Origin of the sequence: Vibrio sp. 10N.286.48.C11, from assembly GCF_041469805.1 — a bacterium.
Lineage (GTDB): Bacteria > Pseudomonadota > Gammaproteobacteria > Enterobacterales > Vibrionaceae > Vibrio > Vibrio crassostreae_C.
In genome coordinates, this window is record NZ_JBFRLK010000117.1 from 1 (window position 1) to 704 (window position 704).

Annotated in this window: 1 protein-coding gene; it reads right to left on the reverse strand. The window is 49.1% G+C overall.

Annotated elements, in window-relative coordinates; translation table 11 throughout:
* Positions 1-704, reverse strand: a 704-nt coding sequence (locus AB4209_RS21295; RefSeq protein ID WP_372057274.1) for a tandem-95 repeat protein, incomplete at both ends; no start/stop codon positions are given.

Consider the following 704-nt stretch of genomic DNA (forward strand, 5'->3'; position numbering starts at 1 on the left):
TTCGCAGAGACCGTATCGGTTCCATCTGACACATCGAAGCCGAAGTTTACGTCACCATTGAAGTTTTCATTTGGCGCAAAGGTGTATGTGCCATTACCGTTGTCGGTAAGAATACCGTCACCGCCATCGTAGGTCACACCTTCAACCGTTAGGTTGTCGCCTTCAATATCAGTCGCACCTGTTAACAGGTCTGCATCAGTGAAGATGAGTGTGCCGTCTTCTTCAACGCTGAACTGTTGATCTTGAGGGACTGGCAGGTCATTAACTGGGTTAACGGTTAGGTCAGCCGATGCTTGAACCGTATTGGTACCATCTGAGATATCGAAGCTGATATCAATGTCGCCATTGAAGTTCTCATCTGGCGTAATCGTGAAACTGCCATCATCGTTTTGAGTAACGGTTGCATCACCGCCAACCGTTAGGCCGCTAGCAGTCAGGTCATCGCCTTCCACGTCAGAGGCTTGAGAAAGCAGCTGCTCTTGGCTTAGACGAATCGAACCATCTTCGTCGATTGAGTACGCTAAATCGCCTGACACAGGTGCATCATCAACCGCAGTTACACTCACATCGATGTTTGCTGACACCGTATCGGTGCCGTCAGAGACATCGAAGCCGAAGTTTACGTCGCCATTGAAGTTCTCATTTGGCGCAAAGGTGTATGTACCATTACCGTTGTCGGTAAGAATACCGTCACCGCCATCGTA